Consider the following 26,343-nt stretch of genomic DNA (forward strand, 5'->3'; position numbering starts at 1 on the left):
TTTCGTGAGACCAAGGTCGTATTGTTTTGCCTCGCCGGAAGAACCATTGTATTCACGGGAAGAGACCGATTCCGGAGGTGGGCTGACCTCTGGAGAAAACCGGGCGGCCGCTATCCATTTACCACACACCCGCTTTCACGTCGGTGTCAACGGGCGAACCGCAGACGAGGACGACGATGGAATGGCTCGTTACTACGTTACGACAGTATCCCGAGATCGCGATATTCCTGTCTCTCGGCATCGGTTATTGGATCGGCGGAAAAAGCTACAAGGGTTTCAGTCTCGGTGCAGTCACGGCGACGCTGCTAGTGGCCATCGCAATCGGACAGCTGCGCATCACGGTGTCGCCGAACGTCAAATCGGTGTTCTTTCTGATCTTCCTGTTCGCGGTCGGTTATGGCGTCGGACCACAGTTCGTGCGCGGCCTCGCGAAAGACGGCTTGCCGCAGGCGCTGTTCGCCGTCGTGCAGGCCGTGTTGTCCCTGGGCGCGGCGATCATCGCGGCGAAGATTGCGGGCTACGACCTCGGTTCCGCGGCTGGGCTCTTTGCCGGTTCACAGACGATCTCGGCATCGATGGGGCTCGCGTCGGACGCGATCAACCGGCTGTCGCTACCACCAGACGAGACTAAAACGCTACTGAATGCGATGCCGACCGCGTACGCGGTCACCTACATATTCGGCACGGTCGGCTCCGCGGTGATCCTCGCGACCCTCGGACCGAGGCTGCTGCGCATCGACCTCGTCGCCGCCTGCAAGGAATACGAGGCGACGATGGGCGGAACGAAGGAATTGGGCGGCGAGGGTCAGGCGTGGCACCGTTACGAGTTGCGCGCCTATCGGGTCCTCGCGGACAGCCCGGCTTGTGGCCAGACGGTGAGTCAGGTCGAAGCGTTGCAACCGCAAAACACGCGCCTCTTTATCGAGCGCATCAGACGCGGCGGCAAGGTCGAAGACGCGACGCTCGACATGGTGCTGCAGTCCGACGATGTCGTTGCGATAGCCGGCCCGCGTGACCAACTCGTCTCGGTGCTCGGAGCCGGCAATGGGACCGGCGTTGACGGCGGCGATCACACGGTCGCGGTGCGCCGCGCGCGCGCGCTCGAAGTGGACGATCCCGAACTGCTCGCCGTACCCGCCGAAGGCGTGGACGTCTACGTGACGAGCAAGGTGGTCGACGGCAAGACTTTGCAGGAACTCGCGGGCATGCCGCTCGCGCGCGGCGTGTTTCTGCGCAGGATCAAGCGCGGGCCCACCGAAACGCCGATTCCGATTCTGCCGAGCACGAAGCTGCATCGTGGCGACACCATCACGATCGTCGGACGCACGCAAGACACGAGCGCCGCCGCCAAAGTGCTCGGCGTGATCGACCGCGCGACCAACGTGACGGACGTCGCGTTCGTGACGCTCGCGATTACCGTTGGCGCGCTGGTGGGCGCGATCGTGATCAAGGCGGCGGGCATTCCGATCACGCTGTCGACGGCCGGCGGCGTACTGATCGCCGGTCTCGTGTTCGGCTGGCTGCGCGCCATTCATCCGACTTTCGGCCGGATTCCCGAGCCGACCGTGTGGTTCATGAACTCAGTGGGCCTGAACGTGTTCATTGCCGTGATCGGGCTGACGGCGGGACCCGGATTCGTCTCCGGCTTGCAGAACCTCGGCGTCGGCCTGTTTCTGTGGGGCATCTTCGCCACCACGCTGCCGCTGATACTCGGCATGTTTATCGCACGCTTCATCTTTCACTTTCATCCGGCCATCCTGCTCGGCGTATGCGCGGGCTCGAGAACGACGACCGCGGCGCTCGGCATGATCTGCGATGCCGCGCAAAGCCAGATCCCGGGGCTCGGCTACACCGTGACCTATGCGGTGGGCAATACGCTGCTGACGATCTGGGGCATGGTCGTCGTAATGATGCTGGCTTGACCAGGGGCATCGCTGCCGGCGATGCCGTATCGTCGCACTGCGCGCGGAACACGATGCGCAAGACATGGTTCAGGAGGAGACATGAGCAAGCGGGACAAGCAGGACGCCGACAAGGCGAAGCTGGCGGCACTCAGTCCGTTCGAACTGAAAGACGAGTTGATCAAGGCGGCGGGCGGCGGTGCGGTCGAGCGGCCCGCGAACCTTGCGATGCTCAACGCCGGACGCGGCAATCCCAACTTCGTCGCGACGATCCCACGCCACGGGTTCTGGCAACTGGGCCTCTTTGCGATGCGTGAATCCGAGCGCTCGTTTGCCTATATGCCCGAAGGCGTCGGTGGCTTTCCGAAGCGTGACGGGCTCGTCGAGCGGCTCGACCTGTTCCTGCGCGAGAACAAGGGCGTGCCGGGCATCGCCTTTCTAGCGAGCGCCGTCTCGTACGTGCGCGATCAGCTCGGGCTGTCGGCCAGCGACTTTCTGTACGAGATGTGCGAAGGCATTCTCGCATCGAACTATCCGGTGCCCGACCGGATGCTGAAGCTGTCGGAAATCATCGTCGGGCAGTATTTGCGCCGGGAGATGGTCGGCAAGCATCCGTTCATCGGCGAGTTCGATATTTTCGCGGTCGAAGGCGGCACCGCCGCGATGACCTACATCTTCAACACGATGCGCCAGAACCACCTGATCAAGGCGGGCGATACGATCGCGCTCGGCATGCCGATCTTCACCCCCTACATCGAGATCCCGGCGCTGAACGACTACCAGCTCAAAGTCGTCGACGTGAATGCCGATGTCGAAAACAACTGGCAGTACTCGAAAAAGGAACTCGACAAGCTGCGCGACCCCGCCGTGAAGGCGTTCTTCCTCGTCAATCCGAGCAATCCGCCTTCGGTGCGGATCAGCGACGAGAGCCTTGAGTATGTCGCCGAAATCGTGAAGGAACGGCCCGATCTGATCCTGCTCACCGACGACGTGTATGGCACGTTCGCCGACGGTTTCGTGTCGCTATTCGCGCTGGCGCCGAAGAACACGATTCTCGTGTATTCGTATTCGAAGTACTTCGGCGCGACCGGCTGGCGTCTCGGCACGATCGCCACGCACCGCGACAATATCTTCGATCGGCTGATCGCCGAGTTGCCGAAGGACGTGAAGAAGGAACTGCATCACCGTTACGAGTCGATCACGACGGAGCCCGACAAGCTCAAGTTCATCGATCGGCTCGTGGCCGATAGCCGCACCGTGGCGCTCAATCACACCGCGGGGCTCTCGACGCCGCAGCAGGTGCAGATGGTGCTGTTCTCGCTGTTCTCGCTGATGGATACGCCGGACGCGTACAAGAATGCGCTGAAGCGTCTGATTCGCAGCCGTAAGCGCGCTCTGTACGACGGGATGGGCGTTACGTTCGACGACATCGACATCAACCAGGTCGACTACTACACGATTCTGGACATGGAATATCTTGGCGAGCGCGCGTACGGACGCGATTTCGTCGAGTGGCTGCTGAAGAATACGGAGCCGTCCGAGCTGCTGTTCAGACTCGCGCGGGAGGCGCGCGTGGTCTTGCTGCCGGGACGCGGATTCGGCACGCAGCATCCGTCCGGCCGCGTATCGCTCGCGAATCTGAACGAGTCGGACTACCGCGCGATCGGCAAGGCGATCCGCGCACTGCTCGGCGATTACGTCGAACGCTACAACGCGGCGACCGGCAGCACCCTCGACAAGAACAAGGTCCTGTAGATCTCGAACCGGAGCCAGCCGGGCGTTCCACGCGAGCCACTCCGGCGTTCGCATGAAACGCCTGCGAACTGAGGAGCAGAAGATGACCACGTCAATCGAAAAGATTACGCCGTATGACGAGTTCAACTACGCAATTGCAGAAAACGAATTCCCCAAGGACGGAATGTCCGCGCGCGCGGCGGCCGCCATCGCGATCAGCTCGGAATGGACCGACGCCAATCCGATGCTGAACATGTCGTCGTTCGTCACGACGTGGGCCGAACCCGAAGCGGCGGAGACCGCGAAGCGCAACATCTTCAAGAACTATATCGACCATGACATGTACCCGCAGGTGTTCGCGATGGAAGCGCGCATGGTCAAATGGCTGCATCAGCTATGGAACGGACCGCAAGGCGTCGAGCCGTATGGCACCGCGACGGTGGGTTCCTCGGAGGCCTGCATGCTGGCCGGTCTCGCGCACAAATGGAACTGGCGCAAGAACCGCGAAGCGCAAGGCAAGGACGGCAGCAAACCGAACATGGTGACAGGCGGCAACGTGCAGATCGTATGGAAGAAATTCCTTCGCTATTTCGATGTCGAGCCGCGCATCGTGCCGTTGACGCCGGGCAACTACAGGCTAACTGCCGAACATCTCGACAAGTACGTGGATGAAAACACGATTGCCGTCGTGGCAATCGCGGGGCAAACCTTCACCGGCGAGGACGACGATATCCAGGGCATTCACGACTGGCTCGACGATTACGAGAAGCGCACCGGCATTTCGATTCCGATGCATATCGACGGCGCATCGGGAGGATTCGTCAATCCGTTCCTTTATCCCGACTACAAATGGGATTTCCGGCTGCCGCGCGTGCAGTCCATCAACGCATCGGGGCACAAATACGGGCTCGTGCCGCCAGGCCTCGGCTGGGTCGTGTTTCGCGAACGCAAAGTGTTCAATGAAGAGCTGGTTTTCTACGTGAACTATCTGGGCGGCGAAATGCCGACCGCGACGTTGAACTTCAGCCGTAACGCGTTTCAGGTCGCCGTGCAGTACTACATGTTCCTCAGGCACGGTTTCGAAGGCTATCGAAGGATCATGCAGCACACGCTCGATAACGCGATCGCGTTGCGGGCCGTTCTCGTCGAAAGCGGATACTTCACGATGATGAACGAAACGCAGCGGATTCCGGTCGTGGCCGTGACGCTCGACAGCAAGATCAAAAATTTCAACGAGTTCGACGTTTCGAACAAGGTGCGCGAAAAAGGCTGGGTGCTCTCGGCCTATTCGATGCCGCCCGACGCGGAATCGGTCAACAGCCTGCGGGTCGTGGTGAGGCCGCACGTCAACCGGACCGTGGCGGAACTGCTTGCCAACGACATCGTCAGCGCGTGCAAATACCTCGAACAACATGGCGGCAACGCGAAGCCGCCCGAGTTGCACAGGCACGCGGCGGGGCAGGAGACGCCGAGCAAGTGCTGAGCGTGACAGACGGAACGTGCGGGGCTATTGCGAAGGCTCATGCGGCGTTCCGTCCGCGGAATGCCTGCCTTGTTGATGCATAATTGGCCCAGCGTTTCGCGGCTCATGCACAAGGCAAATACATGGAACACTCTTACGCTAGCGAAGATACCGGCAACCTGGTCCTGCTCGAACACGTCAACCTGAAAATCCCCAACCAGATTCTCGCCACCGCCTTCTACGTCACGGGACTCGGGCTCACACGCGATCCGTTCATGATGACCGGTGTCGAGAACATGTGGATCAACATCGGCCGATCGCAGATTCACTTGCCGCACGGAGCAGCACAGCGACTGCGGGGCAGTGTCGGTCTCGTGGTAGGCGAGCGTGAAGCGCTCGTGAGGCGTTTGCGCTCGGTCGAGCCGCTGCTCGCCGGCACCGCGTTCGGCTGGTCGGAGCGCGCAGGCAGTGTCGAAGTGACCTGTCCATGGGGCAACCGCTACGAGTGTCTCGATCCCACCGGTCGATCCACTTCGGACCCCTGGTCGGAAATCGATCTGGGCATTGCGTTCGTGAAGATGGATGTGCCGCTCGGCAGCGCGTTGCCTATCGCGCGCTTTTACCGCGATATTTTCGATGCGCCGGTCGACATCGAAGAGCAGCATGGATTGCATCGCGCGGTGATCGACGTCGGCACGCATCAGCAACTGCTGTACGCGGAAACACCCGAGCCCATTCCTGAATACGACGGACACCACATTGCGATTTACACCGCTGCTTTCTCGGCGCCGTTCAGGCGGCTCGCTGAAAAAGGGCTTGTCTATGGAGAAGAGCCGCATCAATACCGGTTTGCCGACTTCGTCGATCAGTCGTCGGGCGCGCGTTGCTTCAGGCTCGAGCACGAAGTGCGGAGCCTGCATCATCCGCTGTACGCGCGAGCGCTGGTGAACCGGAACCCGGAACAGACCGACAGGAGCTATCTGAAGGGTGCCGATTCGCGCGGCGGCCGGTTCTGATTGGAGAAATGCGCGACCGGGGGAGTGCAGCGCCAGCCTACGGGCGTTCCACTCCTTATCGATTTAATCTAGAAAATCCACAACACATCGCCTACCCTTAATCGAGCCGGTTTGCCGCGGACCCGTGCATCACTTCTCCCCTCTCTGCGAAGCCGACCCATCCTGACAAAGCTAACAACGATTCGAAGTCGTACGCTTCTGTTGTCTGCGAGGGTTGCGCCATCGTGCTCTTTCACGCTGTCGTCCGCGTGGATCCATGTCGCACTCCTGCGCTGCAATTCATAGGAACAATAAAAAGCTAGGAGACGCTCATGCCATTCAACCGTATTCAGGGAATTGTCGGCCTGCCACTGCTCGCCATTGCCTTCGGCTTGCCCGCGGCTCATGCCGCCGACGAAGTACAGAACAGCTCGACCACCACCGCCGCGCCGGTGCCATCGAGGCTTCAGCCCGTGACCCAGGATCAGCTCGATCGCGCCGGCAGCATGACGTCGGTCTGGCTCCATCCGAACGGCTCGTACGCGCAGACGCGCTATTACCCCGGCTCGCAGATCAACCGGACGAACGTCGCGAAGCTCAGGCCGGCGTTCATCTTCCAGACGGCCGTCAACGAGTCGATGGAAACGGCGCCGATCGTGCAGGACGGCGTGATGTTCCTGACCACGTCGTTCAATCACGTATACGCGATCGACGCGACGACGGGCAAAGAGTTCTGGCATTACAAGCACAAGATGGGTCCGGTCACGACGTTCTGTTGCGGGCCGAACAATCGTGGCGTCGCGATTTCGGGTGACCGGCTCTATATGGGCACGCTCGACTCCAAGCTCGTCGCGCTCGACGCCAAAACCGGCAATGTGCTGTGGCAAAGCCAGATCGCCAATCCCGACGAGGGCTACTCGGAAACGATGGCGCCGACGGTCGTCGACGGCAAGGTGCTGATCGGCACGAACGGCGGCGAGTACGGCATTCGCGGCTTCGTGAAGGCGTACGACGCGAATTCCGGCCAGTTGCTGTGGACCTTCTACACGATTCCGGAAACCGGCCAGGAAGGCGTGTGGGCTACCAAAGACGCGACCGGCCGCGACGAGAAGCGCGACATCGACGCGGAGAAGAAGCAGTTGGCCGACAAGGGCGGCGACTTCTACAAGACGCTCGGCGGCGGTGTGTGGATGACGCCGGCGGTCGACCGGAAAACGCACACGGTCTATTTCGTAGTCGGCAACCCGTCGCCGGACCTGTATGGCGCGATCCGGCCGGGAGACAACCTCTATACGGATTCGCTCGTCGCGATCGATCTCGACACCGGCAAGTACAAATGGCACTACCAGTACGTGCCGCACGACGTCTGGGACCTCGACGCAGTGAGCCCGCCGATCCTGATCGACGTGCGCGACAACGACGGCAAGATGATCCCCGGCATCGTGCATGCGGGCAAGACCGGTCACGTGTACGTGCATGATCGTGCGACCGGCCGTCTGATCCGCTTCTCGCAGGCGATGATTCCGCAGGAAAACATGTGGACCCTGCCGACTGCAGCCGGCGCGCGCATGCTGCCGGGCGCGAACGGCGGCGTCGAGTGGTCGCCGATCGCGTTCGATCCGCAAACGCGCCTCGTCTACGCGGCCAACCTGAATCAGCCGATGACGTACCAGGTCGAGGACGCCGCCTATCCGGGCGGCAGCAAGCTGTGGCTCGGCGGCGCCTTCAAGCTGATTCCGTCCGAGGCGCAATGGGGCAAGCTGTCGGCCGTCAACGTCGACACCGGCAAGATCGCGTGGGACTACAAGACCGACCAGCCGCTGATCGGCGGCGTACTTGCAACGGCGGGCGGTCTCGTGTTCAACGGCGAGGGCAACGGCCTGTTCCGCGCGTTCGATGCCGCCAGCGGCAAGAAGCTGTGGGAGTTCCAGTGCGGCGCGGGCGTCAACGCGCCGGCCGTGTCGTACACGGTCAACGGCAAGCAGTACATCGCGGTCGCGGCGGGCGGCAATACGCAGATCGACTTCAAGCGCGGCAATAGCGTTGTCGTGTTCGCGGTGCCATGAGGCGGCCGGCGCTGCGGGGAGCGGCGGCGGTGGCGCGCGCTGCATGGGTGGCGCTGTTGTGCGGCGGGTTGATGGCCGCACGGCTGCCGACGGGCGCGCGCGCCGATGCCGAGGCGGGCAAGGCGAAAGCGCAGGTGTGCGCGGCCTGTCATGGGCCGATGGGCAATTCGACCAATCCGGACATTCCGATTCTGGCCGGGCAAAATGCGCGCTATCTGTATCTGGAACTGAAGGACTTCAAGCAGGGACGGCGCAGCCATCCGCCCATGTCGCCGATGGCGTCGGATTTATCGAGCGAGGACATGCAGGACATCGCCGACTACTTCGCAGCGCAGAAGCTCGTGCCAGTGCGGTTCAACGCCGATGGCGCGAGCATCGAAGCGGGCAGCAGGAAGGCCGCCGAGGTGCTGTGCACGATGTGCCATCAGGGCGGCTTCTCCGGGCAGAACGAGATTCCGCGCGTCGCCGGTCAGCAGTATCAGTACATCGTCAAGCAGTTGCAGGACTTTCGCTCGCACACGCGCACCAACGATGCGGGCAACATGGCCAGCGTGACGCGCAATCTGACCGACGAGGACATCCATCATCTGGCCGCTTATATCAACAATCTGCAGTAGCACGGGGAAGACACCATGACAGGTATGTTCATTCGGCCGCTTGCGAGCGCTGTTCTGTTCGCTGCCGCATTCGGTGCCTGCGTGCCGGTGTTCGCGCAGGACCAGGGGGAAATCAACCGCCAATTGCTGGTAGCCGCGAAGGACGACGATCGGCAGTCGGTCGTCGCTGCGCTGCAGCGCGGCGCGTCGGTCGATGCGATGAACCGGATCGGCGACACCGCGCTCGTCACCGCGTGCAAGAAGGGCGATACGGCGATGGCGCGCACGCTGATCGAGCGCGGCGCGAACGTGCAGCACGCGAACGCGCCGGGCGATACACCGCTGATGGCCGCCGCCTACGGCGGCTTCGACGAGATCGTCGCGCTGCTGCTCGCGCATGGCGCCGATCCGCTCGCGACCGATCGCGTCGGCAAGACCGCGATGGAATACGCAGCGGGCCAGGGGCAAACGAAGGTCGTCGCTCAGTTGCTCGATGCGGGCGTCGACGTGAACCGGACCTACAAGAACGATCTGACCGCGCTGATGTGGGCGGCGGGATACGATCGCGCGGAGACCGCCCAGCTGTTGCTCGCGCGCGGCGCGAACCGGTCGTTGAAGGACAATCGCGGGATGACGGCGAAAGATATCGCGGTGCAGACGAAGTCGGAGCGCGTCGCGGGGTTGTTGTCGGCGGGTTAGCGGCTCGAATCACGCCCGCAATGCCGGCCGCGCTTGCGCCAGAATCGCCGGCAATGCCTCGAACGAATCGATCAGCGCGTCGCAGCGCGGCAGGTCGGCGCCGCTCGCGCTGCCATAGCCGTAGCTGACGATGAAGACCGGCAGACCGGCCGCGCGCGCCGCCGCGACATCGACCGATGAATCGCCGACCAGCACGCAACGTTCGGGCTCGACGTCGAGCAGCCGGCACGCGTGCCGAAGCGGCTCGGGCGACGGCTTCATGCTCGCCACGGTGTCGCCCGCGACGAGCACGTCCAGAAAAGCGGCAAGCCCCGTTTTGTCGAGCAGCGCCGCCGCCAGCGCCTGCGGCTTGTTGGTCACGCACGCGCAGCGGTACCCGTGCTGCTGCAACGCGCGCAGCCCGGCCATCACGCCAGGAAAAATCCGACCCAGCGCCGCGTTGGTCACCGCGTAGTGCCGCTCGAACACGGCCTGCGCGTGGTCCAGTTCGACGCGCTTGCCGAGGCCCGCCGCATCCAGCGAGCGTTGCACGAGCTTGCGCAGGCCGTTGCCGATGAAGCCGGCCACCCTGTCGTAAGGCAGCGGCGGGGCGCCGAAATCCGTCAGCATCAGGCCGGCGGCCGCGACGATGTCCGGCGCGGTATCGACCATCGTACCGTCGAGATCGATCAGGACAGCGTGGTAGTCGCGGTTCATTGCCATGACGCGCTCGCGTTCGCCTGGTCCGCGTTCAGTGCGCCGTGCGCGGCCGAATCGGGACCACGCGTGGCGTCTTGATGCCAGCGGCGCAGTGTCGCCAGATCCACCCGGCGATGCCATTCGCCGCGCACCATCGGAACGATCGGCGCGTGCGGATCGCCGAGATGAGGCAGCACGGCCAGCGCGCCATCGAAGTCCTCGTGCGCGGTAAAAGCGCTCGGCGTGACGACGACGGGCACGCACGCGGCGCGCGCTGCCAGCATGCCGTTGCGCGAGTCCTCGAAGGCGAGACAGGCCGCGGGCTGCAAGCCGAGCTGTTCGAGCACGTGGCGATAGACGTCGGGGGCGGGCTTTTTCGCCGGCGTGGTGCCGGCGTCGCCGATTGCCGCGAAGCGATGGCGCCAACTGGCGCCGAAATGCGCTTGCAGCAGCGCGTCAAGGTTGGCGGGAGTCGTGGTCGTCGCGATCGCCACGCGTAGACCGGCCTCGTTCGCCTCGTCGATCAGACGCGCGATGCCGGGTCGTAGCGGCACGCCGCGCTCGCGCATGCGCTCGGTGTAGTGGCGCGTCTTCAGCGCGTGCAGCGCGTCGACGGCCTCTCGCGCTCGCGGGCCCCCGGCTTCCTCGCACTCGAGCGTGCGCCAGTAATGCAGCAGACGCTCCTTGCCGCCCGCCACTTTCAGCAAGCTGGAATAGAGCGCTTCGTCCCAGAACCAGTCGAGGCCCGCTTCCGCGAACGCGGCGTTGAATGCGTGCAGATGAGCAGTCTCGGTGTCGGCGAGCGTGCCGTCGACGTCGAAGATGAGGGCTTGCATCGTGCGGTCCTCGCAAGGGTGGGGTGCCGTTCAGACACGCACCACGATAGCCGAGCCGTCCGCCGATTCAAATTCAGAGATTCTTTCGCCGCCGATAAGCGGGACTTTGTGTGCCGGCACGCACCGAACACGCACGCCGCGCCGCGTCATTTGCCCAACTGCGGATCGGTCACGAAGCCCAGCTTCGTCAGCCCGCCGCGCTGCGCCGCCGACATCACGATTGCGACACGCTCGTACGGCACCTTGCGATCGGCGCGCAAATGCAGCTCCGGCTGCGGCGTCGCGAGGGCGGCTTGCGCGATGCGCGCGCGCAAGGCGTCGTCGGTCACGGGCTGACCGTCCCACAGCACCGTACCGTCCGCCTGCACCGCGACGTCCACGTGCGCGGGCTTGAGCGCTTCCGGCTGACTGCTCGCGTGCGGCAGATCGATCCTGACCGCGTGTTGCAGCGCCGGAATGGTGACGAGAAAAATGATCAGCAGCACCAGCATCACGTCGACGAGCGGCGTCATGTTGATCTCGTTCATCAAACCTTGATCGTCGTCGTCGGAGAAAGGGCTCATTGCCATTCGAGGTCTCCGTCGCGGGTTGCGTTCGTCGCGTTGGTGCCGCGCGGCACCACGCGCATCTGCGGCCCGGCGCTCGACGGCAACTGCGAGCCGGTCACGAAGTACGCGTGCAAGCCGTGCGCGAAGCGCTTCAGGCGCGCGACGATCGAGCGGTTCGCGCGCGTCAGACCGTTGTAGCCGAGCACGGCGGGAATCGCGACGAAGAGCCCGAACGCCGTCATGATCAGCGACTCGCCGACCGGGCCGGCGACATGGTCGATCGAGGTCTGACCGGTCTCGCCGATCACGATCAGCGCATGGTAGATGCCCCACACGGTGCCGAACAGCCCGACGAAAGGCGCGGTGCTGCCGATCGACGCGAGAATCGCGAGGCCGCTTTGCAGGCGCGCGATCGTCTCGTCCATCGTGTCCTGCAGACGCCGGGTGATCCAGTCGGACACGTCGATGCGGTCGTGCAGATGCTGCTGCGTCTGCCGATGGTGCGTCGCGGCTTCGTGGCCCGCCAGCGCGAGCGCGAGCAGCGGGTTGTCGTGCGCGCCCGATTCCGGATGGCCGAGGCTGCGCAGCCCGTCGTCGAAGCGGTCCGCGCTCCAGAAGCGCGCGTCGCTCCGGGTTGCGCGCCTGAGGCGGATCAGTTGCCACAGCTTCACGATGATCACCGTCCACGACAGCACCGACATGATCACGAGCACGCTCAGAATGCCGCGCGTGACGATATCACCTGAATCCCAGACGTTTGCGAGTCCGTAGTGTTGCATGGCGAGTTCCTTCGTTTGGTGTCCCTGGTCTGATTGGCGGGGCGCTCAACCTGTCGCGTCACTCGGTCAGTCCGAACACGAACGACTGCGAGTACGCGGCGCGCACCGGCGTGCCGTTTTCGGTGTACGGCTGGCACGCGCCCGCATGGACGGCGGCGAGCGCCGCGTCGTCGAGCCGCGCGGAGCCGCTGCTGGTTTGCAGCTGCGCCGTTTCGATATGCCCGCTCAGCCCGACGACGAAACGCACGATCGCCGTGCCATGCTCGCCGCGCCGCTTCGCGATGTCGGGATAGTCGGGCTTCGGAATCGAGCAGTCGACGTGCGACACGTTGCGCGGCTCGGTCGACGCGGGCACCGCCGGACGGACGGCGGAAGCCGATGCCGCCGACGGCGCGGCGGCTGTTGGCACGGCGGCTTGCGTGACGGGCTGCGCGGTGCTTTCGCGTGTCGGAGACGGTGTCGGCACAGGCTTTTCCACACTGCGCGGCACCTGCGCGCGAGACTGCGGCGCCGGTTTGACGCGCACGGCGGGGTGCGTGACCGGCGGCGTTGGCGCCGTCGGAACGACAGCGGCGGGTGGGGGCGGCGCGGGAGGTGAAACAACCGGAGCGGGAGGCTCGGGGCTCAGCAGCGACGCGGTGATCGTGCGGGGCTCGACCGGACGTTCGACGATCCGGTTACGCGCGCTCAACGCGATGGCGAGCAGCACCAGATGCGCGACGATCACGGCGCCCAGCACGATGGCCGCGCGACGGTAACCGGCCGCGGCATTCGTAGGACTTGCTGGGTTCACCATGGCAACTTGCAGCATCATCGCCACCTCCGCGCTCATTGTCCCCCGCCGACCCTGCTTTTCAAACCCGCGACGGCCGGCGCGAAGCAATTCGGGAAAATCTCCCGCCGATCCGCGTTGTCAAACAATCGCCCGGTGGGCTACCTTGAAACGATGACGCGAACCATCGCGGCGCCGCCATATCAACCCGGAGTACAACGATGCTGGAGACACGGATTTTCCCCCGACCACCACGCCATTCCCTCGCGCTGGCCTGCGCGCTCGTGCTGGCCGCGAGCGCCGCGCATGCCGCGGCCGCGCCGCTCGCCTACGTGACGAGCGAGAAGGCCGGCGTCGGCGTGATAGATCTCGACCAGATGACGCTCACGCAGACCTTTCCGGTCGGCGCCGGTGGCCCGCGCGGTCTGAGCCTGAACGCCGACGGCACGCGTCTGCTGGTCGCCAACAAGAACACGAACGATCTCGCGGTGATCGACACCGCCACGGGCAAGGTCGTCCAGCGCGTGAAGATCGGCAAAAACCCTGAATATGTGCGGGTGCGCAACGGCTACGCGTACGTGACCTACGAGCCCGGCGAGGACGGCGGGCCGCCGGGAGCCAAACCCGACGCGAAGGGGGACAATCAGCCCGAAGCGAACGCGGGCAACAAGCCCGCCGCGGACGACGACGACGCGAACAAGCCGCCCGCCGAAATCGCGATCATCGATATGAAAAACTGGCACGTGATCCGTTCGGTCACGAGCGGCCACGAAACCGAAGGCATCGAATTCTCGCGCGACGGCCAGATGATGCTGGTCACCAACGAAGGCGACGATACGGTGTCGATCTATCACGCACGAACCGGCGCGCCGATCCGAACCGTGAAACTCGCGGCGGGCGGCCGGCCGCGCGGCATCCGGCTGTCGCCTGACGGCAAGCATTATGTTGTCACGCTCGAGTCGCTCAGCAAGTTCGTCGTGATCGACGCGCACACGTTCGAGGTAGTCAAGACCGTCGACACCAAACTCGGGCCCTATGGCGTCGCGTTCGGTCCCAACGGTCAGCGGCTCTTCGTGGCCGCCGCGCGCGACAGGGTGGTGCAGGTGTTCGACGGTCACACCTTCGAACATGTCGCCGATGTGCCGGTCGGCCAGCGCTGCTGGCATTTCAGCTTCACGCCGGACGGCTCGAAGCTGATGGTCGCTTGTGGTCGCTCGGACGCGGTCTATGTGCTCGACGCGAAAAGCTATCAGCCGCTCAAGCAGATCGGTGAGCTGCCGCTCGCGTGGGGCATCGTCACGTATCCGCATAGCGACGGCTCGATCGAATCGCATTGAGCGAGGCGGGCGAATGAGCTGTTATCGGGTTCTGCCATACCAGTACGTTCGCGCGCGGCTCCGCCGCCGCGAGTGCCCGGTCGATGAACCAGAAGGTCACCGTCCCGCTAAAAATTTCCATGTCACTTGACGTCCAGATGAGATTCGTCGCATCCGCAAGCGATGCGTGCTGCGAGAATGCGATATAGACCGTGAGCGCCTTGTCGAGCGAATATAGCGCGAGTAACCAGAGCGTCACCACGGGCACCATAAGGTTCACGCCATCGAGCGGCGCGATACCAGGTGGACCGATGTTCGCAAGGGGTTTCGCCAGGTTCAAGCGTGTTGGCCCGATCGCTTCGATGCCTCCAGGCGTCGATGACCTCGGGAATGATGCCCAGCGCGCCGCCGCCGCATGCGCTGAGCATGGCGTCGATGGCTGATTGCATCACGTTCTCCTTACCTCGGACGCGACCGAACAAACCGACACTCGCGATACCATACTGCCTCCCTCCCGCTTGAGGGTATGCATATGGCACCACTACGTACAACTCTGCGTGGCATCGCCGATGTCACGAAAACGACCGCGATCATCCGAGCGGCCCAGCTTGCATATCAGGAGCAATACTGGCGTGCTCGGGCGGAACGTGGATGGAATGGGCGTTATATGTATAAGTCCAGACGCGACCTGACAGCCACAGTCCGATCCGGCCGCCAGCGGCCATGTTCGAGGCAAGGGGCGGCAGCCGACCCTGAGCGGACCACGACGCAACATTGACTCGGTGGCAGCTTCCGAGTGTAGAACGGTCGACTGGTTTCTGACGGCGCTTGCGGATACGGCCAAACGACGCGTTCAGCGTTCACGCAACCCAAGACTTGTAATCAGTGGCGCTCCGACCAATACAAATGAACCGACAAATGGTAACTAGCGACAACTGGGCATGCCCCCGTGGGTTGCGAGTGGTCGACCGATCGTCCGGCAGGGCCTCTCATGATTTCGATACCCTGCGCTTAGATCTTGAACTCGCTGGTCATAGCGTGGTGACTAGCGGGGATGCCATGGCTCGTTTCGCTATATGCCTCAGAGTTGACCCGCAGGCTAGGTCAGGACCGCCGCGCTGAGCGCGTTCGATCATCTGCAACGGCCTGTTTGCGCTTGGGTCTGCGGGACTGCTCAACGACCGCGTGGTGACCACTCACTGGATGGATGTGCCGCGTTTGGCCGCGACGTTTCCGCGCGCACGGATCGAGCCGGATCAGATCTACGCGAAAGACGTCTACACTACGGCGGGCGTAACGGCAGGGATCGATCTTTCACTGGTGATGATCGAGGCGCTAAGTATCAGGTCGTCTATCTGCGAAGAGCAGGTGGACAATCGCAGTTCAGTCCACTGCTCGAATCGCAGACCGCGCCTGATTCGCAGATGATCGCGATCCAGCAATACATGCTCGACAATCTTGCCGTCGAGCATACGCTTGCGTCGCTGGCTGAGCGCGCGCAACATGACCCGCCTGTTCTCGAAGGAATGCGGCATAAGACCGACATTGTTCCTGAACAACGCACGTATTGATGCCGCGAGGCGCTAGCTGGAGAGCACCGATCTTCCGCTGCGCGATATTGCCCGGTGGTGCGGATTCGATGGTACGGATGGTCTGCGCCGCACCTTCCAAAGGCGACTGCAAATCAATCCGGCTGACTATCGGAGTCGCTTCCGTTCGGCGGATTCGCACGATCGTAGGCAAGACGTTGTCGCCCAAGCGCGGTAGAAACAAGCAACCGCTCGACCGGTTTCTCAGTCGATATCTGGACCCGTGAGTAGGTTCGTATCCTGATCGAGCGCGAGTTTGGCTTCAGTTATTCGCCCTCTCATGTCAAAAGGATTATTCGCGACCTTGGCCTGACACCTCTCTTCGTCAAAGCGTCGCACGGCAAGAACTCGGGACATGTTCACGCCGACGAGACCAAGATCGCCTATGGTGCCGTCGATTCCCGCTCGACCATTCTTCATCTCCATGAATAAGCTGGACGTGTGGGAAAGGCGGTCCGGGATTCTTACAAGACCGGTAGCGACGTCCGTGTTCACGCTGATCGATTGAAAATCATCTAGCGGGCCGCACCGACCCCGCTTACGACCTCCGTGCTGGTGTCAAGGCCATCACAGATTGCCTGGCAGATGCAATGCAATCCCATACTCCTGCCAAAAGATGCGCACCTCAAGAGAAGGCGTCCCATCCTGTTGAAAGCAGTACGTAAGGTGCGAAGCATGGCGCAATAGATCGACCACGAGCATCGGGCGGCCGTTACAGAACCGGACAAATAATTTGCTTCCGGTATGAGGCGAAAACCAGATTGACGCGAGCCAGGGTGCTTGCTAGCCTGTGTAAAGGCAGACCCCGTTTTAAGGGGCAGGTCCTTGGCCGCTGCCGGCACACCAGATGATTGCAGTTAGTGCTGTGAATCACGAATTGACAATACCGGCAGTGCGCATCCCGCTTCATCACCGACGCTCACAGCCGCACCAGGGCGATAGATAGCGCCGCCAATTATTGCGTCTTCCAAAGACGGGAGTAGTGCAATGAGGCCCGAATCAACGGAAAACCCAGCGAGCAGTGCGAACGTCGTGTTCGCAGAACGAGAGATACCCATCTTCCGCGCCGGCGACGTCGTCCGGGTCGCTGAACGAAGCCCGGTTGGACATTACCGCGTGCCTACGTATCTGCGGGGCAAGACCGGTGTCGTAGAAGCGGTCATCGAGCCGCCTGGTATCGATAACGAAGACGAAAGCTTTGGCCGGAACGCCGGAATAAAGCTGCACTACTACCGGGTTTCGTTTCCGATGACCTCTATTTGGGATAACTACAAAGATTCACCGAGCGATGCACTGCACATCGAAGTATTCGAGACGTGGCTCCAGAAGGAGAAACCATGAACACAGAGGCTCCTGCGCACGGCGATGATCACCCTCACGGCGACGATCACTCGCACTCTCACGCTCCCGTCCAGCAAGAAGGGCATCCGTCGTACTACGAAATCATGGAAATCGCAGTACGTGAGTTGCTGATCGAGAAGAAATTGCTTGGCCCCGGTGAGATCAGACGGCAGATCGAAGTGCTCGATTCACGCACGCCGGCCCTTGGCGCCAAGGTAGTCGCGAGAGCCTGGGTTGATCCTGCCTTCAAGGCACGCCTTCTCGAGAGTGGCCGCAAATCCTGCGAGGAGTTCGGGATCAGTTTCTACGACGACACTCAGCTTATCGTGCTGGAGAACACCGAGAAAATACATAACGTAATCGTGTGCACACTCTGCTCATGCTATCCGCGTGCGTTACTGGGCCTACCCCCGGACTGGTACAAGCTTAAGCCCTATCGCGCCCGCACCGTATTGGAGCCAAGAGCGGTGCTTGCCGAGTTCGGCACGGTGATACCAGAGGACGTCGAAGTGCGCGTGAGCGACTCAACGGCCATGGTCCGATACCTCGTCTTGCCACGTCGCCCGTCGGGCACGGAAGCGCTGACAGAGGAGGAGCTCGCTGCGTTGGTCACCCGAGATGCCATGATCGGTGTCGTTATGGTGAAAGGCCCCAATGAGAAGGAAGCGTCATGACTACCACAGAGCAGCAGGTAAAACGCCTTCCCAACGACATCGGCGGCCTCCCCGCCGCGCCTATCCAGCAGGTAGAGCACCCGCTTGAACCTTGGGAGAAGCGGTGCCATGCACTCGCTGATGTGCTTGATTATCACAAGATCATCAATACGGAAGAGAAGCGTCGTGGTGTAGAGGCGCTGGGTGCCGAAATGGTGAACAGCCTGAGCTACTACCAGCGCTGGATTGTGGCTTTCGCCAACATACTCTTCCAGAAGGGCATTCTGGTGCCTGGTGAGCTGGCGGACAAGATGGATGAGGTGGAGTCTCGCTTTCACGACTCTGATCCCAGCGCAGTGGCGCCGCGCGATTCATGAACTCGACACCTGCGAATGCAGTGCCGACCTGCTTTGTCGAGGCCGACTCGCAGCTGCAACTGGCACGGCGAGCAACGGTTGAGTGTATCGGCACATTGCTTCTAACCACAGTGGCTGCAGGCGCCGGCCTGGCGGTAACGCAGGCAGAGCCGGGTAATCACGGGTTTGCTTTGCTGCTGGGCGCGTTAGCAACGAGCGGCGCACTGGTCGGCCTGATCTTTGCGTTTGGGAAGGTCTCTGGCGGTCATTTCAATCCCCTCATCACGCTGCTGCAGTGGTTAACCCGGGAGCGCACTGGCAAGTGCGCGGCTGCCTACGTGACGGGCCAGTTGATTGGAGCCGCATTAGGCGCAGGTATCGCGAACACGCTGTTTCCAACGCCGTCTATGGGACAGGCGATAACTACGCCAACAGTGGCTCTTGTTGCAAGTGAATTCATCGCGTCCGCAGGGTTGATGACGATCGTCTTTGGTTGCATGCGAAGCGGGCTGGCCGTTACCGGGCCAATTGCCGTCGGCGCGTGGCTGTTCGCCGCGATCATCGCTACGCCGTCCGGTTCTTACGCAAACCCCGCGATCACCGTGGCCTCTTTAATTGCCCATGGCCCCATCCACCTGAGCGTTCAGACGGTTTGGCTCTATACGCCTGCAGAATTGTTCGGCGCGTTGCTCGCGCTGCTCATTGTCGCGATCGGCTATCCGCGCAAGGACCTGCCTGATGCGGTGGATCAGCAAGTTGATAGAGGCGCGCTCCAACCATAAGCGTTATGCCGCATCTTGTGTGGCGTGTGGCGGACCTTCAACAAGGTGCGTCGCGGCGAGCCATATGAAAATGAAGATCCGGACCTGCAGCTGAACAATCGCGGACTGCTCGCGCGCCTGTTCCGTCCGATGTTCCGCCTCGTGTCGAACCCGATATGGATGCTCCCACTGGGCTTCCTGTTCGGCCTCGGTTTCGACACGACAACCGAAATTAGCCTGCTTGGCATCTCGGCGAGCCAGGCGGCGCAAGGTGTGTCGATCTGGGTCGTACTGGTGTTCCCGGTGCTGTTCGCGGCGGGGATGTCCCTCGTCGACACCACCGATGGCCTGCTGATGCTCGGTGCCTACGATTGGGCGTTCGTGCGTCCGATTCGCAAGCTCTACTACAACCTTACGATTACGCTTGTGTCCGTGGTCGTGGCCGTCTTGATCGGCGGTATTGAAGCCCTCGGGCTTCTGGCCGACCAGCTTAGCTTTAAGGGGGGCTTCTGGGATGTGATTGGCGCACTGAACGACAACTTCAACAATCTGGGCTTTATCATCATCGGCGTATTCATCGTTGCGTGGCTGGCATCATTCTTCATCTACCGAATGAAGGGTTACGATGATCTGGAAGTGAATACGGGTGGGCGCTAGGTGTCGCGCCGCAGCGGAGCTGTCCATCTCCGCGCTGCGAACTGCTTGCTATGCGCGCTCACGACTTCCGGCGCCTATTCACGCGAACGCCGCCCTTCAACTCTGTGGCTTAAGCGTCTTCATGTGGCCGGCTCCCAGCAATGAATGAGCATATCAGCGCCAGCACACGAACGTCAGACTGGCCCGATGAAGCAGCCTTGGCTCATGAGAGTCGAATGGCCGGTAACTGGGGCGGAGCCGACGCGTGAATGTCCGACCGACACTGCAGTCGACCGCCCGCTTGTGGCCGAACGCGGCCAACGGCGAACGCACCAGATCGACCCACTGCCGCCGCTGAACACCGGCGGGACTCGGCGGCAGCTTTCAAGTTCGACAACGGCCACTTGTCCTGCCGCATCGGACGGCAATAAACCGGCCTTCGCGGGCATTGGAGTCCGCTCGCATCCTGGTCAGTCGCGCAGTCGATTTATTTGCTGAATTTGGGAATGGCCTGACGGTATCTTCGGCAAGAAGCACTGGTCACCGCGGACAGCTGGGAAATGCGCGCTGGCGACCGCGTCCCCGATGCCCGAATGCGACGTCAATTTTTCCACGCTCGGCTTTCTACGGCGGCTGAAGTCTCAGCCTGCACGGCCGGCGGATTCTGACTTTCGAGAATCGGTTCGTCTGCCAGTCATTTTCAGGTCAATGAAATCCATATAAATCAATAAGATACGCGACCTCCACGTCAGGCGATCGATGGCACGGGCCTTGCGTTGTTTAACGCATAGAGCATTCAACGCCATTAAAGCAGTCCACATAGGACTCACCTGCGGAGACGACATCCATGATTCGATTTATCCCCCCGCGCTCACGCGCGCGGCGCTACTAAGCCGCAACTCGACTTTTCCCACTCTGCCCTGGTCACCAACTGCCTCCCGCGGACGGCGGGACAGATGCGTCCGTCGATTGTTCGTCACTGTATCCGGCACGCCCGACGATGCCACCCCGCAGTCCATTCAGAAAGCAACCCACAAGGAGACGATATGCAAGTCACTGGTATGTTGTACGGCTCAAGACTGTTGAAATTCGGTGGTTTTCCCACTGCCGAAGTTCTCGGCCCTGACGCAAGCGAAGAGCAGATCAAAGCCCTGATCGATCGTCATGGCTCGGTATTCGTGAAGCCGATGTTCAAGGGTGGGATAGGCAAAAAGGGCAAGGCGGGACTCATCGGGCGAGCAAGCGACCTGAAAACCGCACTGAAGGAGAAGGAGCGCCTGTATTTCACCGAACATCGGCATGGAAATCAGACCGCCAAGGCTAATGGCGTGACCTTCGAAGGCGCCGTGCCGGCGCAGCACGAAGTGTATTTCTCGATCACTGATTCGACGCGCTTCAGGGCGCCCACGATGACACTCACGCATCACGGCGGCGTCGACATCGAAGAACTTGATCCGAGCATGATCGTGCACGTGCCGTTCGATCCGCTCACCGGACTGAAGGCGTTCGTCGTCGCGAACGCGCTGTCGCGCCTGAACGCGCCTAAGGAAATCATCTCGCCGCTGGTGCAACACCTGCCGAAACTGTGGGAGCTCTATCACAACTTCGGTATGACGACGCTAGAGCTAAACCCGATCCGCATGCAGGCCGGTCGCGATGGCCGGCTGACGCCAGTCGCGTGCGATTTCAAATGCGGCTTTGATCGCGACGACGTTCGCTGGCAGCGGCTCGACATACCCGCGCACGTGTTCTCGGTCGACTATTCCGATTTCGAATCAGAGATCAACCAGTTGCGGACCTACCAGGGTCAAAGCGACGTCTACGTGATCAACGAAGGCGGCACGATCCTCGCGCCGACTTTTGGCGGCGGGGCCAACTCGCTGGTGTCGGAGATCCTGGGCGACGACGCGATCATTTCCTCGGACTTCGGTGGGAATCCTCCCTACGAAAAGATGAAGGAAGTGGCTCGCATCTGTTTCAAGCACTGGCTGAAACAGACCAACGTGCTGTTCATCATCGGCGGGAAGTCGAACAACACCGATATCTTCGAGACGCTGCGCGCAATGGCCGATGCGTTGCGCGAGCATTTCAGCAAGAACGGACCGACGCCGCTTTACGTGGTGATCGGGCGCGGCGGCCCTAATCTTGTACGCGGCATGGGTGCAATGCGTGACACCTGCGATGCGCTCGGCCTGCCCTACAGCATTTTCGGGTTCGATTCGGATATCAGCGAAGTCATCCAGTACGCGAAGGCGGCGGACGCGTGGATGAAAGCAGGCGGCCGCGAGCTGGTCTCCGCGACGCTCAGCAGTGCGCAAGGCGCGCCCGCCCAGGCCTGAGCCGTCATGACTCGAGCATTAATCAATCTGGAGGAAGACCATGTACAGGCAAGGTGCAGGAGATTTCAAATACTACGTCGGCATCAGTTCGCTCGCGCAGGCTGCCTGCCGCGAGGACCGCGTGTGCGTGCTGAACATACTCGGGGGCGAGTCGCGGCAAGTCACGCCGGTGGGCCACGCGTATTCGGGAGGTAACGTGGTTTTCGGCACGTCGCCCGGACGCCGCGGACAGGTGCTGGAGACTTCGCTTGGCAATATCCCCGTGTACAACAGCGTGCTGGAAGGGCTGCAGGACGGCCATCGTTTCAATTGCGGCGTGATCTATTTGCCGCCATCCGCCGCGCGCGACGGTGTGGCCGAACTGATTCGCGTTAATCCAGAACTGAAGAAGATCTTCATCGTCACGGAGAAATTGTCCGTGCACGATTCGCGCGAAATACGTGCGATGGGACAGCAAAACGGCATTGACATCTTCGGCGGCAATAGCCTCGGCATTGCCGATGCGTGGAACCGCGTGCGCATCGGCGGCGCACTCGGCGGCGATAGCCCCGACGAGGCACTCAGGAAAGGCTCGATCGCGATCTTCTCGAACTCGGGAAATTTCACGACAACGATCGCGACGTACCTGCGAATGGCCGGCTGGGGAACGACTACGCTGATGTCGAGTGGTAAGGACGTTTATATCCATTTCGCGGCGCCGGAGTTCGCGTTCGCGCTCGCCAACGACGCGCGCAGCAAGGCGGCCGTGCTGTACTCGGAGCCGGGCGGGTACTACGAACTCGAAGCGAATTTCAGCAAGCCGGTGGTCGCCTGCGTGGTCGGCCGCTGGAAGCAGAAACTGACGCGCGCGGTCGGCCATGCGGGAGCATTGGCCGGCGGCAACGACGACGCTGCATCAAAAGAGCGCTGGTTCATGGAGAAGTTTGGCGTCGATCGACCGTTCACACCGGACGATCCGGTGTGCAGCGCAAAAGGCGCGCTCGTAACCAATATCGCCCACATTCCGGCGGCCCTGACGGCGGTGATGCATGAAAACGGCGCGCGGCCCGACTTCGCGCCAGAAGGCAGTCTCGCGCTCAAGCCATGGTTTCGCTCGTCAATAGGAATTGCATTGCCGCCCGAGCTCGACCTGCCGGTTGTCACAGCGTTGCCGCCGTATGACGCACAGATCGCCGCGCTAAACCAGCAGGTCGGCATCGTGTTGCCCCGCCAGAATATGAAGGACGCTTCGGGCGCATCGCAGATGGACCCGGACACGCAGGTGACAAGTCTGCACGGCGTGCCGGTGCTACAGGCCGCGCAGTATTCGCTCGAGGGCAACCTTTGCCTTGCGCTGTTGCACGAACCGGGGGGCGCAAACGACGCGAAACTCGTCAGTGTTGCGGTCGGCGCCGAACTCAACCTGCATGGCGACGCGACGCTTGCGGCGGCGCAAGCCGCGCGCGACGCGGGCAACGCGCCGAATAGCGTCCTCGCGGCGGCGGCGAGCATTGTCGGGCCTCGTCGCGCGGACCGCGCGCGACGGGCTGCGCAAGCGTTCGTCGACCTCGGCACCGTGGCCGGCCTGCGTGATGCGCTCGACGAAGACTTCGAGTTGTCGTTGCTGCAGTCCGATGCCGAGACGCGCGCGTTGCTCACGTGTGAGGCGCCCGACGAAAAGGCCCAGGCGATGCTCGCTGGCCTGACGGATAGAGAAGCGAAGTCCGTGTTCATCCGCTATTTACAGGGCCTCGACGGACACCCGAACGCCGATGCCGTGCTGGCTGCAATCACCACGACGCTCGCGTGGGGGCCGTTGATGCGCAAACGCGTATCGCGGATGACCGTCGAAAACCTGCCATGGTGGATGCGCCTGTTCGGAACGCTGATCGGCGCGTCGGTCGACGCTGGACAACATGAAGCGGGACGCTTCTGCGGTATCGCGATGGACGAGGTGCTAGGACAGCGCTCGCTGACCGATGTTGCGTGCGCCGCGTTGATTGGGGGTAAGCCGGATGAAGCTGAGCTGTTTGGATTTCAGACACTCGTGGGCCTGCTGCTCACGAACGGACCGGGCGCGATCTCCGCGCAGGGCGCGAAGGGCGCGGTATCGGCGGACGGTCCCGAAACGCCGGAACGAGTCCAACTCAACAAAGCGATGGTCGGCTTTCTCACCCACGCGGGCTACGCGCATGGCGGCAATGGCTTCGAGGGAGTGGCGTTCCTGCTTGAGCGTTTCAAGGAGGTCGCGATGACCGATCCCGGTGATCCGGCGCACGGTCTCGACCTGAAAGCGATGGCTGCCGGATTCGCACGTGCATATGGCGAGGAGCGGACACAACGCAAGGAGGTCGGCGCACAGCAAGCCACGGCACTGCCCTGCATCAACCATCCGGTGTTCAAGGGCAAGCCCATCAACGTCGATCCCCGTGAGGCGTTCGTGCGTCAACGCTTCGAGGCTCGGGGCGAGTACAACGTCTTTCACGACTACTACCGTGCGCTGGTGCAGGCGTTGTACGACGAAAACGTCACGCGCAACGTGTTCGCGGTCAACGTGGATGCATTGATTGCCTCGGTGTTGCTGAAGATGCTGTGGGCGCGCCATCGGGCTGGCGAGTTCTCCAGTCAGGCGCTGGAGACCGCGGCCTTTACCGTGTTCCTGTATGGCCGGATGATCGGCTGCGCCGCGGAGGTTGACGACCACTTGAATCGCGGTCGCAACCTGGACACTCGCACACCTCAGGCAAACGTGCGATTCGTCGCGTGAGAGCCAAAAGCTGTATTACGATCGACTGATCAGTCCGAAGACCGGGCCGCATTCGACTGATTTATCGGAATGCAGCACCGGGCTTCAAACGCCGAGGAGACACGTCGTGCCAGTCACTCCACACACATCACAGCCGGTACCGGTGCCGGCGCCGCAACCCGAAATCAAGCCCCGATTCTGGCCTGAGGGCTGGTGGAAACTGATGGAATACCGGATCGGCATTATTCCGCTGCCGGTCTACGTCATCCTGCTCGCGCTGATCGCGGGTTTCGCGATCACCGGAAAGCTGCCCGGCGAGATATCAATGGCGATCGCCGTATTGGCCTTCTTCGGTTTCACCTGCGCGGAGATCGGCAAGCGCCTGCCGATCGTGCGCAATATCGGCGCGGCCGCGATCTTTGCGACCTTTATACCTTCCGCGCTGACCTACTACCACCTATTGCCCAAGCCAATCCTCACGCTTACCACGGATTTCACGAAATCGACCAACTTCCTGTACCTGTTTATTGCGTCGATCATCGTAGGCAGCATTCTGAGCATGGACCGGCGTGTGCTGATTCAAGGCTTCATCAAAATCTTCATTCCGCTCGGGCTCGGCTCGGTCGCGGCGGGCATCGTCGGGACGCTGGTCGGCACGGCACTCGGGCTCGGCGCGCGCCATACGTTTTTCTATGTCGTGGTACCCATCATGGCGGGCGGCATCGGCGAAGGCGCGATACCTTTGTCGATCGGCTATTCCGAAATCCTTCATCTGCCGCAGGGCGAATTGTTCGCCCTGGTGCTGCCGCCCGTGATGCTTGGCAGTCTCACCGCGATCATCTTCGCGGGCGCGCTCGATATGGTCGGCAAACGCTTTCCGCATCTCACGGGGCAGGGGCGTTTGCAAGCCGGCGAGGTGGACCAGATGAACCCGGTGGAGGAAGAAATTCGCGGGCACGTCGACGTCTCCCACATCGCGGCGGCTGGAATCACTGCCATCACGCTGTACCTGCTCGGGCTGATGTGTCGCAACATGTTCGGGCTGCCCGCGCCGGTGGCCATGCTGTTTCTCGCGGTGCTGGTCAAGCTCGCCCGGGCGGTATCGCCGCCATTGCAGGAAGGCGCGTTCGTCGTATATAAGTTTTTCTCGACGGCCGTGACCTATCCGCTGCTGTTCGCGATCGGCGTGGCGATGACGCCGTGGGACAAACTGATGGCTGCGTTCACGCCGGCGAACATCGTCACGATCGTCGCGACGGTGGCCACACTGATGGGGACCGGCTTCCTGGTCGGGCGCATGTTGAAGATGTACCCTATCGACACAGCTATCGTGAACGCCTGTCACAGTGGGCAGGGCGGGACCGGCGACGTCGCCATCCTCACGGCGGCCAACCGCATGCAACTGATGCCGTTTGCGCAGATTGCCACCCGCATTGGCGGGGCGATTGTCGTCACGGTCACGTTGGTCGTTCTAGCGCGCATGGGATGATGAGTTGCTATTGGCAAGCGTCGGGACGCCGTTCCCCACGTCGGGATCGGCAGTCATTCTGCAATCGAGCGC

General features: G+C 62.2%; 23 protein-coding genes and 1 pseudogene. 17 read left to right on the forward strand and 7 right to left on the reverse strand.

Annotation, left to right across the window (positions count from 1 at the left end):
- Positions 1 to 176 precede the first annotated feature (176 nt).
- From aspT to OKW29_RS19935, 7 genes are all read left to right on the forward strand, one after another.
- Positions 177 to 1,922 carry an aspartate-alanine antiporter gene (aspT, locus tag OKW29_RS19905; RefSeq protein ID WP_429292226.1) on the forward strand — a complete coding sequence of 582 codons (1,746 nt, stop codon included), beginning with the start codon at positions 177 to 179 and terminating at the stop codon, positions 1,920 to 1,922.
- Between the two features lie 81 nt (positions 1,923 to 2,003).
- On the forward strand, positions 2,004 to 3,656 hold the full coding sequence (locus tag OKW29_RS19910) for a bifunctional aspartate transaminase/aspartate 4-decarboxylase (RefSeq protein ID WP_429292227.1): 1,653 nt from the start codon (positions 2,004 to 2,006) through the stop codon (positions 3,654 to 3,656).
- A gap of 82 nt (positions 3,657 to 3,738) precedes the next feature.
- A complete protein-coding gene (locus tag OKW29_RS19915) occupies positions 3,739 to 5,118 on the forward strand; it encodes a glutamate decarboxylase (protein WP_429292228.1) in 1,380 nt (459 codons plus the stop codon).
- A gap of 122 nt (positions 5,119 to 5,240) precedes the next feature.
- The gene (locus OKW29_RS19920) at positions 5,241 to 6,113 is read left to right on the forward strand and encodes a VOC family protein (protein ID WP_429292229.1); all 873 of its coding nucleotides are present in this window, start codon (positions 5,241 to 5,243) and stop codon (positions 6,111 to 6,113) included.
- A gap of 311 nt (positions 6,114 to 6,424) precedes the next feature.
- A complete protein-coding gene (locus tag OKW29_RS19925; RefSeq protein WP_429292230.1) occupies positions 6,425 to 8,158 on the forward strand; it encodes a pyrroloquinoline quinone-dependent dehydrogenase in 1,734 nt (577 codons plus the stop codon).
- Entirely contained in the window at positions 8,155 to 8,775 is a 621-nt protein-coding gene (locus OKW29_RS19930; RefSeq protein ID WP_429292231.1) for a c-type cytochrome, read from the forward strand. Before OKW29_RS19925 ends, OKW29_RS19930 begins: the two co-directional genes overlap by 4 nt.
- Positions 8,776 to 8,790: 15 nt before the next feature.
- Positions 8,791 to 9,453: an ankyrin repeat domain-containing protein gene (locus OKW29_RS19935; RefSeq protein WP_429292232.1), complete on the forward strand. Its 663-nt coding sequence runs from the start codon at positions 8,791 to 8,793 to the stop codon at positions 9,451 to 9,453.
- A gap of 9 nt (positions 9,454 to 9,462) precedes the next feature.
- Here OKW29_RS19935 and gph read toward each other — a convergent pair whose 3' ends face one another.
- The 5 genes from gph to OKW29_RS19960 all read right to left on the reverse strand — a co-directional run bounded on the left by gph (position 9,463) and on the right by OKW29_RS19960 (position 13,108).
- Entirely contained in the window at positions 9,463 to 10,155 is a 693-nt protein-coding gene (gene gph / locus OKW29_RS19940) for a phosphoglycolate phosphatase (protein WP_429292233.1), read from the reverse strand.
- Positions 10,146 to 10,967, reverse strand: a complete 822-nt coding sequence (locus OKW29_RS19945; protein ID WP_429292234.1) for an HAD family hydrolase — start codon at positions 10,965 to 10,967, stop codon at positions 10,146 to 10,148. The genes gph and OKW29_RS19945 overlap by 10 nt, the downstream gene beginning before the upstream one ends.
- Positions 10,968 to 11,113: 146 nt before the next feature.
- A complete protein-coding gene (locus OKW29_RS19950; RefSeq protein WP_018424565.1) occupies positions 11,114 to 11,536 on the reverse strand; it encodes an ExbD/TolR family protein in 423 nt (140 codons plus the stop codon).
- Positions 11,527 to 12,294: a MotA/TolQ/ExbB proton channel family protein gene (locus OKW29_RS19955; RefSeq protein ID WP_429292235.1), complete on the reverse strand. Its 768-nt coding sequence runs from the start codon at positions 12,292 to 12,294 to the stop codon at positions 11,527 to 11,529. Before OKW29_RS19955 ends, OKW29_RS19950 begins: the two co-directional genes overlap by 10 nt.
- 58 nt (positions 12,295 to 12,352) lie before the next feature.
- Positions 12,353 to 13,108 (reverse strand): TonB family protein, encoded by a 756-nt coding sequence (locus OKW29_RS19960; protein WP_429292236.1) that lies wholly within the window; start codon positions 13,106 to 13,108, stop codon positions 12,353 to 12,355.
- 179 nt (positions 13,109 to 13,287) lie between these two features.
- Here OKW29_RS19960 and OKW29_RS19965 point away from each other — a divergent pair, with 179 nt between their 5' ends.
- Positions 13,288 to 14,403 (forward strand): beta-propeller fold lactonase family protein, encoded by a 1,116-nt coding sequence (locus OKW29_RS19965; protein WP_429292237.1) that lies wholly within the window; start codon positions 13,288 to 13,290, stop codon positions 14,401 to 14,403.
- Here OKW29_RS19965 and OKW29_RS19970 read toward each other — a convergent pair.
- The gene (locus OKW29_RS19970) at positions 14,363 to 14,722 is read right to left on the reverse strand and encodes a hypothetical protein (protein ID WP_429292238.1); all 360 of its coding nucleotides are present in this window, start codon (positions 14,720 to 14,722) and stop codon (positions 14,363 to 14,365) included. The two genes, OKW29_RS19965 and OKW29_RS19970, sit on opposite strands and share 41 nt — an antisense overlap.
- Positions 14,723 to 15,806: 1,084 nt before the next feature.
- Here OKW29_RS19970 and OKW29_RS19975 point away from each other — a divergent pair.
- Positions 15,807 to 15,953 (forward strand): hypothetical protein, encoded by a 147-nt coding sequence (locus OKW29_RS19975; protein ID WP_429292239.1) that lies wholly within the window; start codon positions 15,807 to 15,809, stop codon positions 15,951 to 15,953.
- 222 nt (positions 15,954 to 16,175) lie between these two features.
- Here OKW29_RS19975 and OKW29_RS19980 read toward each other — a convergent pair whose 3' ends face one another.
- Positions 16,176 to 16,397: a hypothetical protein gene (locus OKW29_RS19980; RefSeq protein ID WP_429292240.1), complete on the reverse strand. Its 222-nt coding sequence runs from the start codon at positions 16,395 to 16,397 to the stop codon at positions 16,176 to 16,178.
- A 561-nt stretch (positions 16,398 to 16,958) separates the two neighbouring features.
- Here OKW29_RS19980 and OKW29_RS19985 point away from each other — a divergent pair.
- From OKW29_RS19985 to OKW29_RS20020, 8 genes and pseudogenes are all read left to right on the forward strand, one after another.
- Positions 16,959 to 17,312, forward strand: a complete 354-nt coding sequence (locus OKW29_RS19985; protein ID WP_429292241.1) for an SH3-like domain-containing protein — start codon at positions 16,959 to 16,961, stop codon at positions 17,310 to 17,312.
- A complete protein-coding gene (locus tag OKW29_RS19990) occupies positions 17,309 to 17,986 on the forward strand; it encodes a nitrile hydratase subunit alpha (RefSeq protein WP_429292242.1) in 678 nt (225 codons plus the stop codon). The genes OKW29_RS19985 and OKW29_RS19990 overlap by 4 nt, the downstream gene beginning before the upstream one ends.
- Positions 17,983 to 18,342, forward strand: coding sequence for an SH3-like domain-containing protein (locus OKW29_RS19995; RefSeq protein ID WP_184062677.1), 360 nt, complete (start codon positions 17,983 to 17,985; stop codon positions 18,340 to 18,342). Before OKW29_RS19990 ends, OKW29_RS19995 begins: the two co-directional genes overlap by 4 nt.
- Complete coding sequence (locus tag OKW29_RS20000; protein WP_429292243.1) at positions 18,339 to 19,103, forward strand: aquaporin; 765 nt, start codon at positions 18,339 to 18,341, stop codon at positions 19,101 to 19,103. Before OKW29_RS19995 ends, OKW29_RS20000 begins: the two co-directional genes overlap by 4 nt.
- Positions 19,104 to 19,115: 12 nt before the next feature.
- Positions 19,116 to 19,739 (forward strand): annotated as a pseudogene (locus OKW29_RS20005) (HoxN/HupN/NixA family nickel/cobalt transporter); the annotation flags it as partial.
- 1,025 nt (positions 19,740 to 20,764) lie between these two features.
- Positions 20,765 to 22,057 carry an ATP citrate lyase citrate-binding domain-containing protein gene (locus OKW29_RS20010; RefSeq protein WP_187631586.1) on the forward strand — a complete coding sequence of 431 codons (1,293 nt, stop codon included), beginning with the start codon at positions 20,765 to 20,767 and terminating at the stop codon, positions 22,055 to 22,057.
- A gap of 40 nt (positions 22,058 to 22,097) precedes the next feature.
- Positions 22,098 to 24,803 (forward strand): CoA-binding protein, encoded by a 2,706-nt coding sequence (locus OKW29_RS20015; protein WP_429292244.1) that lies wholly within the window; start codon positions 22,098 to 22,100, stop codon positions 24,801 to 24,803.
- Between the two features lie 142 nt (positions 24,804 to 24,945).
- Positions 24,946 to 26,271, forward strand: coding sequence for a 2-hydroxycarboxylate transporter family protein (locus OKW29_RS20020; protein ID WP_429292539.1), 1,326 nt, complete (start codon positions 24,946 to 24,948; stop codon positions 26,269 to 26,271).
- Positions 26,272 to 26,343 lie beyond the last annotated feature (72 nt).

The organism is Paraburkholderia sp. CI3 (assembly GCF_050436505.1).
Classification (GTDB): domain Bacteria; phylum Pseudomonadota; class Gammaproteobacteria; order Burkholderiales; family Burkholderiaceae; genus Paraburkholderia; species Paraburkholderia tuberum.

Excerpts from the sequence above, each read along its gene's own strand:
- OKW29_RS19910 (WP_429292227.1), top strand. The coding sequence starts at position 2,004 with ATGAGCAAGCGGGACAAGCAGGACGCCGACAAGGCGAAGCTGGCGGCA.
- OKW29_RS19920 (WP_429292229.1), top strand. The coding sequence starts at position 5,241 with ATGGAACACTCTTACGCTAGCGAAGATACCGGCAACCTGGTCCTGCTC.
- OKW29_RS19980 (WP_429292240.1), bottom strand. The coding sequence starts at position 16,397 with ATGGAGATGAAGAATGGTCGAGCGGGAATCGACGGCACCATAGGCGAT.
- OKW29_RS19965 (WP_429292237.1), top strand. The coding sequence starts at position 13,288 with ATGCTGGAGACACGGATTTTCCCCCGACCACCACGCCATTCCCTCGCG.
- OKW29_RS20015 (WP_429292244.1), top strand. The coding sequence starts at position 22,098 with ATGTACAGGCAAGGTGCAGGAGATTTCAAATACTACGTCGGCATCAGT.
- OKW29_RS19950 (WP_018424565.1), bottom strand. The coding sequence starts at position 11,536 with ATGGCAATGAGCCCTTTCTCCGACGACGACGATCAAGGTTTGATGAAC.
- OKW29_RS19975 (WP_429292239.1), top strand. The coding sequence starts at position 15,807 with ATGATCGCGATCCAGCAATACATGCTCGACAATCTTGCCGTCGAGCAT.
- OKW29_RS19945 (WP_429292234.1), bottom strand. The coding sequence starts at position 10,967 with ATGCAAGCCCTCATCTTCGACGTCGACGGCACGCTCGCCGACACCGAG.
- gph (WP_429292233.1), bottom strand. The coding sequence starts at position 10,155 with ATGGCAATGAACCGCGACTACCACGCTGTCCTGATCGATCTCGACGGT.
- OKW29_RS19925 (WP_429292230.1), top strand. The coding sequence starts at position 6,425 with ATGCCATTCAACCGTATTCAGGGAATTGTCGGCCTGCCACTGCTCGCC.
- OKW29_RS19960 (WP_429292236.1), bottom strand. The coding sequence starts at position 13,108 with ATGATGCTGCAAGTTGCCATGGTGAACCCAGCAAGTCCTACGAATGCC.
- OKW29_RS20000 (WP_429292243.1), top strand. The coding sequence starts at position 18,339 with ATGAACTCGACACCTGCGAATGCAGTGCCGACCTGCTTTGTCGAGGCC.
- OKW29_RS19930 (WP_429292231.1), top strand. The coding sequence starts at position 8,155 with ATGAGGCGGCCGGCGCTGCGGGGAGCGGCGGCGGTGGCGCGCGCTGCA.
- OKW29_RS20010 (WP_187631586.1), top strand. The coding sequence starts at position 20,765 with ATGCAAGTCACTGGTATGTTGTACGGCTCAAGACTGTTGAAATTCGGT.
- OKW29_RS19915 (WP_429292228.1), top strand. The coding sequence starts at position 3,739 with ATGACCACGTCAATCGAAAAGATTACGCCGTATGACGAGTTCAACTAC.
- OKW29_RS19995 (WP_184062677.1), top strand. The coding sequence starts at position 17,983 with ATGACTACCACAGAGCAGCAGGTAAAACGCCTTCCCAACGACATCGGC.
- OKW29_RS19955 (WP_429292235.1), bottom strand. The coding sequence starts at position 12,294 with ATGCAACACTACGGACTCGCAAACGTCTGGGATTCAGGTGATATCGTC.
- OKW29_RS19985 (WP_429292241.1), top strand. The coding sequence starts at position 16,959 with ATGAGGCCCGAATCAACGGAAAACCCAGCGAGCAGTGCGAACGTCGTG.
- OKW29_RS19990 (WP_429292242.1), top strand. The coding sequence starts at position 17,309 with ATGAACACAGAGGCTCCTGCGCACGGCGATGATCACCCTCACGGCGAC.
- aspT (WP_429292226.1), top strand. The coding sequence starts at position 177 with ATGGAATGGCTCGTTACTACGTTACGACAGTATCCCGAGATCGCGATA.
- OKW29_RS19935 (WP_429292232.1), top strand. The coding sequence starts at position 8,791 with ATGACAGGTATGTTCATTCGGCCGCTTGCGAGCGCTGTTCTGTTCGCT.